Here is a 12,553-nt window from a genome sequence, read left to right as displayed (position 1 = left end):
GCGCTGGGGCGGCCTCGAGGACGAGGGGCGGGCTGCCATCGGGGTGAGTGGCTGCGCCGGCCGGGCGCACTGCCACGCCTCTACCGGCGGCCGAACGGCACCCTCCGGAGGGGGTGGAAGAGGGGGGCTGGGGTCCCGGACCGGCGCGGCGGCGCGGTTCCTCGCGCGCGCGATCCTCACGGGAGGCTAGCGAATCGCACGAGCGAGTCACCCTCGCTCAGCCTCTGTCACCCCGCTTTCCGCAGCCGATCGTCTCGCTGTCACCTGCGACTCCTGGCCGCTAGTGAGCCGCCAGGTGTTGTTCTGCTGGTGCGCTGCCGGTCCGTCGCTTTGGGGGGCCCGGCAGCCCCTCCAGCACCTCACAGAGACGGACGTTCACCATGCCTCCATGTCCCCACCCGGCACTTCTGAAGACGCGCGCGGCCGTCAGCCGTGCGCGGCACTGAGAGGAGTGACGATGCGCCAACGAAGCAGGCTCTGGTCGCGCGACGGACAACGGAAGGTGGTAGCGAGCTCCGCTGCCCTCGCTGTCCTCGCCACCATGACGGTCGGAGCGACCTCCGCCCTGGGGTTGCCCATCGACGAGGTCCCGACAGACCCGAGCGAGTGGGCCACCACCCCGTACTCGCCCTTGGGCCCGGGCTCGATCGCAGCTCCGGACAACACGGTCGAGCTCGACTTCACCGGCACCGAGGGCGGGCTCAACACCTCCGGTGACGTCGGCACCGGCTTCACCATGATCCAGCCGTCGAGCGCCGACAGCACGTACTACCTGCCGCAGAACCTCTCGGTCAGCGACAGCAAGCTCAACATCCTCGCGACTCAGGGAATCGCACACGCCAACGCGGCCGGTGCGACCGGCGACGTCAACAAGCAGGACAACACTCTCGGAGTTGGTGTCGACGCGACCGACGCCATCCTGCGCTTCACCACCACACTTGAGAGCCCGAGCGGTGTGTACGGCTCCGCGCAGGGCGGCCTGTGGTTCGGCCCGAACGACGACAACTACGTGAAGCTGGCAGTCCTCGGTAACGGCACTCAGAGCAACACCTCGGGCCGCCAGATCCAGCTGTCTCGCGAGACGAACGGGGCGGTGCCGAACGCGACGACCGACCAGCGCACGCTCACGACGACGGCAGCTGCCCTGGGTACTGGCCCAGTCACCCTGCAGCTCGACGTCAACGCAGTCGCTGAGACGATCACCGGGTCCTACCGACTCGGAAGCGGTCCGGCGGTGTCCCTTGGAGCCCCGCTGGCGCTCCCGGAGAACTTCATCGACGCCACTCTTCTCAGCGCCACGGTGCCGAACGTGACCGCGTTCGGCGGCATCTTCGCAACGAAGCGGAACATGCCGGCGAACAGCGAGGTCACGTACTCGTTCACGGACTTCTCCGTCAAGGAGATGACACCGCCGGCTTCGCCGGCCGGACTCGAGGCTGTGACAAGCCCCGCCAACGTCCTTCTCAGCTGGGACGCCGCTGACGTCTCGTCCGACGTCGTGGGCTACCGCGTCTACCGCGGTACGACGACTCCTGTCGCGACCAGTGGCCCTGGTCTGGGCGGTGACGCGCCGCTGACGACGCCGGAGTTCGAGGACGACTCCACCTTCGTCGGCGAGACGTACCACTACGCGATCGTTGCCGTTGACTCCGACGGGAGCGTCTCGGCGCCTGCCGAGACCGAGGCGACCGTTCCTGAGGTCGACGCCGAGCTGGTCGAGAGGATCAACTTCCAGACCGGAGACATCGGTCCCCCCGCCGGCTACACCGCCGACACCGGACTGGCCTACTCCGCGGACCGCGGCTTCGGCTGGATCGCCGCGGACGATGGCACCCCGCTCGACAACACTGCCAACGTCCGCCTTCGTGAAGGTGCGGGGATCACCCCTGACCTGCGGCTCGCGACGATCGCCCACATGGACATCCCCAACGGCTCCGTCGAGGAGGGTGTCTGGGAGTACGACCTGCCCAACGGCAGCTACACCGTGGTCACCGCCGTCGGTGACGGCGCCAACTACGACAGCACCCACGTGGTGCGTGCCGAGGGCACGACGATCCTCGACGGGTTCGTCGGCACCGCCTCCCGTCAGTTCGACGAGGTCGTCGGCACCGTCGAGGTCGAGGACGGCACGCTGACGATCGACCAGGTGGGCGGCAACAACACCAAGCTCGCCTACGTGGAGATCTACGCCAACGCCGATGAGGTGGCCGCTCCGGCCGCTCCCTCCGACGTCTCCGCGACGCACGGGGCATCCGGCGTGACCGTCGAGTGGAGCGGAAGCGAGGGAGCCGACAGCTACAACGTGCTCCGCGCCGCTGACGCGGACTCGCTCGCCGACGCCTCGCCGATCAACTCCGAGCCGGTCACCGGCACGGAGTACCTCGACGAGACCGTGGAGGCGGGGGAGAGCTACGTCTACGCCATCGTCGCCGTGAACACCGGCGGCACGTCGCCCATCTCCGAGCACGTCGTCGTCGACGTCCCCGCTGCGCCCACCGCTCCCGCCGCACCGGCGGACCTCGCCGGTGACGTCACCGAGTCCGGTGTCAGCCTGTCCTGGACGGAGTCCGACGGCGCCACCGGTTACGTCGTGTACCGCTCCGAGGACGAGGGCACCCTCACCGAGGGTGAGCCCCTCGCGGAGGTGACCGAGCCGACGTACCTCGACGAGGACGTCACCGCCGGGACGACATACGTCTACGGCGTCGTCGCCATGAACGACGCCGGCGAGTCCGACGTCGCGACCGTCGAGGTCGCAGTTCCCGAGCAGGCACCCGAGGCTCCCGCCGCTCCCGGTGGCGTCGCCGCGACCGTCCGCACCGACGGCGCGATCGAGCTCCGTTGGGACGCGGCCGAGCGTGCCGAGGGCTACAACGTGTACCGCGGCATCGGTGCCCCCGCCACGACGGCGGACCAGCCGATCAACGGCACGACGCCGGTCACCGGGCTCGCGCTCGTCGACCAGGACGTGCAGCCGGGTACCACCTACCACTACCTCGTCGTCGCCGTGGGCGACGGCAGCGCGACCCCCGCAGCCAGCCAGGCCGTCGTCACCACGCCGCCTGCAGCGCCGGCATGTCCTGAGGGTCTGTGGGCTGCGGAGTACTTCGATGGTCGTGAGCTGGAGGGTGAGGCCGTTTCTCGGGAGTGCCTGAGTGCGGTCGACAAGAACTGGTACAACTCCGGGAGCCCGGCTGGTCTGGAGTCCAACGACTTCTCTGCTCGGTTCACCACGACGGTCAACGAGGGTGCGGGGACCTATGAGTTCCAGGCCCAGGCCGATGACGGCGTGCGCGTCTACGTCGATGACGAGCTTGTGATCGACAAGTGGGGCACGGGGGACTATTCCCGGCTCCACACCGGTTCGATTGAGCTCACTGATGGCCCGCACGAGTTCGTGGTGGAGTACTTCGAGGCCGCCGGCGCCGCCCGCGTCACCGTGGACTACTTCAAGGTCCAGCCTGGTGAGGGTCCGGCGTGTGAGCCGGGTCTGTGGGCTGCGGAGTACTTCGATGGTCGTGAGCTGGAGGGTGAGGCCGTTTCTCGGGAGTGCCTGAGTGCGGTCGACAAGAACTGGTACAACTCCGGGAGCCCGGCTGGTCTGGAGTCCAACGACTTCTCTGCTCGGTTCACCACGACGGTCAACGAGGGTGCGGGGACCTATGAGTTCCAGGCCCAGGCCGATGACGGCGTGCGCGTCTACGTCGATGACGAGCTTGTGATCGACAAGTGGGGCACGGGGGACTATTCCCGGCTCCACACCGGTTCGATTGAGCTCACTGATGGCCCGCACGAGTTCGTGGTGGAGTACTTCGAGGCCGCCGGCGCCGCCCGCGTCACCGTGGACTACTTCAAGGTCCAGCCTGGTGAGGGTCCGGCGTGTGAGCCGGGTCTGTGGGCTGCGGAGTACTTCGATGGTCGTGAGCTGGAGGGTGAGGCCGTTTCTCGGGAGTGCCTGAGTGCGGTCGACAAGAACTGGTACAACTCCGGGAGCCCGGCTGGTCTGGAGTCCAACGACTTCTCTGCTCGGTTCACCACGACGGTCAACGAGGGTGCGGGGACCTATGAGTTCCAGGCCCAGGCCGATGACGGCGTGCGCGTCTACGTCGATGACGAGCTTGTGATCGACAAGTGGGGCACGGGGGACTATTCCCGGCTCCACACCGGTTCGATTGAGCTCACTGATGGCCCGCACGAGTTCGTGGTGGAGTACTTCGAGGCCGCCGGCGCCGCCCGCGTCACCGTGGACTACTTCAAGGTCCAGCCTGGTGAGGGTCCGGCGTGTGAGCCGGGTCTGTGGGCTGCGGAGTACTTCGATGGTCGTGAGCTGGAGGGTGAGGCCGTTTCTCGGGAGTGCCTGAGTGCGGTCGACAAGAACTGGTACAACTCCGGGAGCCCGGCTGGTCTGGAGTCCAACGACTTCTCTGCTCGGTTCACCACGACGGTCAACGAGGGTGCGGGGACCTATGAGTTCCAGGCCCAGGCCGATGACGGCGTGCGCGTCTACGTCGATGACGAGCTTGTGATCGACAAGTGGGGCACGGGGGACTATTCCCGGCTCCACACCGGTTCGATTGAGCTCACTGATGGCCCGCACGAGTTCGTGGTGGAGTACTTCGAGGCCGCCGGCGCCGCCCGCGTCACCGTGAGCTACGAGCGCACCGGTGCCGTGGACGTCACCGCCCCGGTCGCCCCGACGGTTCTCACCGCGACGGCGACGGACACCGTCCAGCTCGGCTGGCAGGCCAGCGTCTCCGAGGACACGCTCGGCTACCGCGTCTACCGCTCCCTCGAGCAGGGCGTCGTCACCGAGGGTGTTGCTTACTCCGGTGAGACCCTCCTCGGCGACACCTCGTTCTTCGACCCGAACGTCGACCCGGGCCAGACGTACTACTACGTCGTCACCGCCGTCGACGCCGCGGGCAACGAGTCCGTGGCCTCCAACGAGGTCGAGGTGACGCTCGAGCAGATCCTCCCGCCCACTGATGTCGCTGCCTCGGCTGGTGCCGAGACCATCGGCGTCACGTGGACCGCGAGCGCCACCACCTCGGTCGTCGGCTACTACGTCTACCGCGGTACCGAGGCCGGCGTGACGGCCGACGGGGCTCCGATCTCCGGGGCCGACCCGGTCATGGGGACGAGCTTCACCGACAACACCGCCGAGGTCGGGAAGGCCTACTTCTACGCGGTCGTCGCCGTGGACGGCGAGGGTCGTATGTCCGACCTCTCCAACGAAGTCGTCGCACAGATTCTCGAGACGCCCGACACCGAGGCCCCGGCCGCCCCGGCCGAGCTCGCCGGCACGGCCGGCGACGGCGTCGTGGACCTGTCCTGGACGGCGTCCGACTCCGAGGACGTTGCGGGGTACCGGATCCACCGGGCCCTCGAGCCCGAGGTGGGCACCAGCACCACCACGGAGGTCGTCTCCGGTGAGGGACTCGTTCTCGAGCCGACGTACACGGACATGAGCGTCACCAACGGCACCACGTACCACTACGCCGTCGAGGCGGTGGACAGGGCCGGCAACACGTCGGAGCTGTCGAACGTCGTCATGGCGGTGCCGCGCGTGCCCAACACCCTCGACGTCAAGGTCGACTTCGCCACGGCGTCGGCGACCCCTGTCGAGGGCTATGTCCTCGACTACGGCCAGCCTTTCGGCGCACGCACCGGTGCCAACCAGGGGACCGGCCTGACCTACGGCTGGACGACCGAGGACGGCAACCCGGTCTCGCTCGTCGGCAACGGCCGGATCCGCGTGCACGACGACGTGGACCCGAACCTCAACTCGATCATCCACATGCAGTACGGCGACGTGGACGGCACCAACGGTGTCGACATCCCGGGCACCTGGGAGCTCGCCGTGCCGGACGGCCTCTACGAGGTCACCGTCGCCGTGGGCGATGAGCGGGGCACCAACGGCTACGACTCCACACACGTGCTCAACATCGAGGCCGGCGTCGGTATCGAGTCCTTCGTCGCCACCGACGCCGAGCAGTTCCGCACCGCCACCGTCACGGTGGGCGTGTGGGACGGCGCGCTGACGATCAACCCGGTCGGCGGCACGAACACCAAGCTCGCCTACGTCGAGGTCGTCGGTCAGCCGCTCGCCCCGCACGTGGACACGGTGCTCCCGGACAACCGCAGCGTCGACCACGACGTCACGGCCGGTGTGTCCTCCACCATCCGGATCCCCTACGCCGGCGTGGGCGTCGACCCGACGACCCTGCAGGGCAACGTTCACCTGTACGAGCTGCCCTCGGGCACGCAGGTGCCGGTGCAGGTGGGCACCTCCGGCGGCAACGACGTCATCTCGCTGTCCCCGGACCAGCCGCTCAAGGCGAACACCGGCTACCGGTTCGTCGTCACGAGCAACGTCAAGGACAACCTCGGTGCCGCGTTCCTTCCGTTCACGTCGGTGTTCACCACCGGTGAGGGCGAGATCGGAGGCGGGGGGAGCGACGAGTTCACGCCGCTGAAGAACATCGAGTTCGAGCAGGTGGAGCTGCCCATCGGGGCCGGGAAGTACTGGGCGTCGTTCGCCTTCGGACCGGACGGCAAGCTGTACGCCACCACCATCGGGCAGGGCCTCTTCCGGTTCGACGTGGCCGAGGACGGCACGCTGTCCAACATGACGAACCTGGGCTACCAGGGTCGAGCGATGGTCGGCCTGGTCTTCGACCGGGACGCCACCGCCGACGACCTGCGCCTGTGGGTCACCTCCACGAGCGCCAACATCGGCAACGAGACCGACGAGTGGATCAGCGGCGTCAGCCTGCTGACCGGTGACGACCTCGGGACCGAGCACAAGGTCTTCACCAGCCTGCCCCGCTCGCGCACCGACCACCTCACGAACTCGATCGCCTACGGCCCTGACGGGCGCCTGTACTTCCTGCAGGGCTCCAACCAGGCCGCTGGTGACCTCGACGACGCATGGGGTCAGCGCGGGGAGAAGCTCCTGACGGCAGCGACCCTGGTCTTCGACCAGGACCACCCGCAGGTGGCGGCGGCGATCGACGGCGGTCCGGCGATCGACGTCAAGACGGCTGACGGGGGCACCTACGACCCGTTCGCTGAGAACGCTCCCCTGGAGATCTTCGCCACGGGTATCCGTAACGCCTACGACCTCGCCTGGCACAGCAACGGCCACCTGTACGTGCCCACCAACGGCACGGCAGGCGGGGCGAACAGCCCCGGCGTCACGGTGAACTCGGACGGCACGTTCACCCGCGAGGCTGCTTCCGGCATCCCCGGTTTCTCCGAGGTGGACGGCCTGGACGCCACCGAGGCCTGCCTCGACCGGCGTATCGACGGCGAGGAGTACACCGGCGGGAACGTGCCGCCGATCAAGGGCCACCCCACGCAGCAGGACCACCTCTACCGCGTGGAGGAGGGCGGCTACTACGGCCACCCGAACCCCGAGCGGTGCGAGTGGGTGCTGCACGAGGGCAACGACCCGGCCAACCCGCCGCAGTACGCGGGCCAGGGCGGCAGCAGGTACCCCTCGGGCGTCAAGGCGGACCCGAACTACCGCGGTGTCGAGTGGAACCTCGGTTTCAACAAGTCCCCGAACGGTGTGCTCGAGTACAAGAGCGAGACCTTCGGTGGGCAGCTCGAGGGCCGACTCGTCGTCATCCGGTTCTCTCAGAACGACGACCTGCTGTTCCTCCAGGTCGACTCGGAGACCGGAGAGGTGCTCGGTGAGCAGACCTCAGCTGGTCTGACTGGCGTGCCGGACACGACGATGTCCGGTGTGAGCGGGTTCGACGACCCGCTGGAGATCGTGGAGGACCCGAACAACGGAAACCTCTACGTCAACCAGTACGACCGCGGTGGGTCGAACCAGAAGCTGTACCTCCTGCGTGTGCCGGAGGACCAGCGCGCCCCGAGCATGGCGGTCTCGGCCGACGAGCTCGTCTACTCGACCGTCGTCAACACGACGTCGGCGGGCAAGTCCCTCATCGTGACGAACGAGTCCACGGAGTCGGTCACCCTCGGTCGGACGCTCGTCGGGTCCCACCCCGGTGAGTTCACGGTGACCGGCGGCGCCACGACGCTCGCCGCCGGGCAGAGCACCACCATCACGGTGGCGTTCAAGCCCGGGTCGACGGCGGGGCAGCGGTCCGCGGTCCTGCGCCTCACCGGCGGGGACCAGACGATCGACGTCGGGCTCTACGGTCTGGCGATGCAGGGCATCGAGGGTGGCAACGAGCCCTCGCTGCACAACGTCCTCGGCACCCTCGGGTACAACGTGAACGTCGGCTGGACCAACCTGGCCGGTGGCATGAACCCCGCCGCCAGGGGCGAGGAGGTGCTCGAGCCGCTGTTCGTCAAGGCCGGCACCGCCCCCGTCAACATGCGTCCGCTCGCGCACTACGCACCGAAGGAGCACCTGCCCTTCGGGTGGTACACGGGTGACGGCGGCGCTTCCGAGCGGAACATCATCGCGCAGATCGACACCTCCGGGTACCAGTCGCTCCTCCCGCCCATCACGACGGGTGGCTCGACGAACTTCGACCCGGGCACCGCGGAGTTCGGCTTCTTCTACCGCTCCGACAAGTTCGACCGGTTCGGCTACACCGAGGACCGGCTCAACTCGCCGGCCGCGGACGCCCACCGGGCGCGCATCTACCCGGCGAAGGACCGCGAGGGCACGCTCATCCGCAACGCCTACATCGTGGCCTTCGAGGACGCCAGCAACGGTGACTACCAGGACTACCTGTTCCTCGTCACCGGTGTCCGTCCCGCCGGTGAGGCCCCCGTCGAGCCGGTCGGTGACCCGATCCGGATCAACTTCTCCAACGAGGCCGCCGCGCTGCCCAGTGGCTACCTGCGTGACTTCGGCCAGCCCTTTGGTGCACGGACGCGCACCGACCAGGGCACCGGCCTGAGCTACGGCTGGAAGAACCAGGCCAACGGGCAGGTCATCGACCTCTCTGTCGGCGGGACGAGCGGGCCCGGCAACGGCCGGGACCGCAACACCTCGCAGTCGGACCAGCGGCTCGACACGCTCATGCACATGCAGTCGCAGGACGTGACGAACAACGGCAACACGTTCAACGGTGTCTCGGCGTACGCCTACTGGGAGCTCGCGCTCCCCGAGGGCTCCTACCGCGTGACCGTTGCCGCCGGTGACCCGTCGGTCAACTCCGACCCGGAGAGCCACGTCATCAACCTCGAGGGTGAGCGAGTCATCGATCCGTTCGTGCCGAGCGGCAACGCCGGTTCGAACACGCGCCACACCACGGCGACGGCGGACGTCGACGTCGAGGACGGCTTCCTCACCGTCACCGCCGTCGGCGGCACCAACACGAAGATCAACTACATCGACGTCGTCCCGCTCGACGTCGACGAGGGCCCGGACGACCCGGGTGACGGTGCCGCCGTCAAGGTCAACTTCCAGACGGCGGGGGCTCCGACTCCCTCCGGCTGGACGGCGGACACGGGCGCGGCCTTCGACGCCGAGGCCGGGTTCGGCTGGCTGGTGGGCACCTCGCCCGCCGACCGCTCCGACTCCATGCGTTACCGCACGGGGCCGACGTCGGGCGTCACGTTTATCAACGACCCGCTCCTGCAGACCTTCACGATCCTGGACAACAACCAGGTGACGTCGCTGACGAACGGGACGTGGGAGTACGAGGTGCCCAACGGCACCTACGAGGTCGCGGCCGCCGTGGGTGACTCGGGTTACACCGACTCCACCCACACGGTGCTCGCCGAGGGGCAGCCGGTCATCACCGGCTTCGTCCCGACGAACACCAACCCGCACCAGACCGGCGTGCGCACGGTGGAGGTGACCGACGGTCGCCTGACGATCACCAGCGGTGGGCACAACACCAAGCTCGCCTGGGTGACCATCGACGGTGAGGGCCTCGGCGGGGAGGAGCCCACACCCACCGAGACAGTGCAGGTGGCCTTCGCCCCGGCGACGGCCCCGACCACGCCGGGCTGGACGGTGGAGGCCGGTGAGGCGTACTCCGCGACCCGCGGGTACGGCTGGCTCAACGCCGCCACCGGGCAGCCGGCGGACCGGACGGCAGCCACGCGCTACCGCGCCACCCCCACCGGCAGCATCGCCTTCCCGACCGAGAACGTGCGCAAGTCCTTCGCGTTCCTCGACAACGCCACCCAGCCCACCTACACCAACGGGACCTGGGAGTACGCGCTGGGCAACGGCACATACGGCGTGGAGGTGTCGGTCGGCGACGCCGGCTACACCGACTCCGTCCACGGCGTGACCGTGGAGGGGGTGGAGATCGTCAAGAGCTTCGCTCCCTCCAACGCGACGCCCTTCACGACGGGCAGCGGGACGGTCACCGTCACCGACGGCAAGCTCACGATGACGAACTCGGGTGACAACACCAAGGTGAACTGGATCCGCATCACGGGTTCGGCGCTCCTCAAGCCCAGCGTCACCGTCACCGCCAACGGCGTCGCGCTTGCCGACTCCTACAGCGGTGGCCCGGCCGAGATCGCGATCTCGGCCGACGCCCCCGGTGGCTCGACCCTCGAGTCGCTCACCTACACGGTCGACGGCGGGGAGCCGGTGGACTACACCGAGCCCTTCACCCTGGGCCTGGGCGAGCACGTCCTGGAGGTCACGGCCACCGACAGCGAGGGGCGGACCACGGTCCGTGCGATCTCCCTGGAGATCCTCGACGTCGGCGGCACGATGTCCATCCGCAACGAGCAGGCGACGCGTCAGGGGGGTGCGCCGATCCCCGGGATGTCCGAGGACTGGATCACCCTTCACCGCATCAACAGCGGTGTGGTGGCCCACAAGGTCATCGACAAGGCCACCGTCACGGTGACCAACACCGGCACCAAGGACCTGCGCATCACGGACGTCTCGCTGGGCGGCAGCAACGCCACCCAGTTCACCGTCACCGGCGCGCCGACGGCCCCGTTCGTCGTCGCGCCGGGGGACTCCCTGCCCCTGGAGGTCACCTTCACGGCGAACTCCGGGAGCAAGGGCATCCGCGCCGCGCAGCTCGTCCTCACCTCGAGCGACCCGACGAACCCGATCATGACCATCCAGGTCCGTGGCGGGTACATGACGGCGCCCGAGGGCGGGAACGAGCTCTCCCTCAACCAGCTCGCCGCGCTGTACGGCTGGACGACCGACATCGGCAACCTCAAGAACGGTGACGAGATGCGGACGTCCCCCCTCAACGGGGACGAGGTGCGCTCCCTGCAGTGGAAGAAGGCGGACCCGAGCCAGCCGGTCGTCGTCCGCCAGCTGGCAGCCTTCCACGGCTGCTGCGGGCAGCAGGAGACGATCAACATCGGTGGGACGACCGTCACGCACGCCGCGGCGTACGGGCAGTCGATCCTCCCGCTGACGAACCAGGGCAACCCGACGCAGCTGTCCGCCAACCCGTCCGGCAACTTCGGGATCGTCGTCAGTGGCCAGACCACGAACAACGCCAACTACATGGCCTCCAAGACGTGGCCGGTCATCGACCGGAACGGCGACGCGGTGGCCGGGGCGTGGATCGTGGGTCACGACTACATCAGCTCGCCGAACCAGTGCGGCATCGGTGCGACGAACTGCGACTTCCAGGACAACGTCTACCTCATCACCAACGTCCTGCCTGTCACCCCGCACTCGGCGACGGCGCCTGCCGCTCCCGCGGGACTGGCGGCGGAGGTCGGTGACGGGTCGGTCGAGCTGTCCTGGACCGCGACCGACGAGGACCTCGTCGTCGGCTACCACGTCGAGCGGGCGCTGTCCGAGTCCGGGCCGTGGTCCCGCCTGACCGGGGGGACCCCGGTCACCGGGACCTCGTTCACCGACGCGAGCACGCCGGCCGCGGCCACCGGGTACTACCGGGTACTGGCCGTCGACATCTCCGGGACGGTCTCCACGACCGCCACCCCGGTGGAGGTCGAGCTGCCGGATGTCGACGAGGCACCGATCCGGATCAACTCCGGCGGTGGCGCGGTGACGACCGGTGGCGTGCAGTGGCTCGCGGACACGATGTTCAACGGCGGGAAGATCTTCTCCAACTCGTCGGTGACCTCGATCGCGGGGACCACGGACGACGTGCTGTACTTCACGGAGCGCAGCGCGGCGGGGACGTTCGGGTACGACATCGGCGTCAACGGCGGCGAGTACATCGTGCGGCTGCACTTCGCCGAGATCTACCACGGGGCGCCCGGTGGTGGTTCCGGTGGCCTGAACAAGCGCGTCTTCAGCGTCAACCTCGAGGGCGGGGCGACGGAGATCGTCAACCTCGACCTCAACTCGCAGGTGGCACCGGCGACGGCCCACGTCGTCGACGTCCCGATCACCGTCACCGACGGGAACCTGGACATCGACTTCTCGGCCACGGTCGACCAGCCGAAGGTCAGCGCCATCGAGGTGATCCCCGCGGGGTAGTCACCTCCCAGACCCCTGGTCCGCACCGCTCCACCGCCCGAGAGCGGTGCGGACCGGGCCTCAAGACCCCGGTTCGTACCGCTCCACCGCCCGGTAGCGGTGCGGACCGGCCCTCAAGACCCCCGGTTCGTACCGCTCCACCGCCCGTGAGTGGTGCGGACCGGGGCCTCAAGA

The 12,553-nt window shown here is 68.6% G+C and carries 1 protein-coding gene; it reads left to right on the top strand.

Features of this window, described 5'->3' with window-relative positions; all coding sequences use genetic code 11:
* Nucleotides 1-541 precede the first annotated feature (541 nt).
* Nucleotides 542-12,379, top strand: a complete 11,838-nt coding sequence (locus tag ACWPXV_RS11535; RefSeq protein ID WP_454085363.1) for a PA14 domain-containing protein — start codon at nt 542-544, stop codon at nt 12,377-12,379.
* Nucleotides 12,380-12,553 lie beyond the last annotated feature (174 nt).

It is taken from the genome of Georgenia sp. Marseille-Q6866 (assembly GCF_965111665.1).
The sequence above is the reverse complement of the archived record's forward strand: the minus strand, read 5'-3'. Positions and strand labels throughout refer to the sequence as shown.

Bases quoted from the DNA above. Each gene is read 5' to 3' on its own strand.
- ACWPXV_RS11535 (WP_454085363.1), top strand. From the start codon at position 542: ATGACGGTCGGAGCGACCTCCGCCCTGGGGTTGCCCATCGACGAGGTC.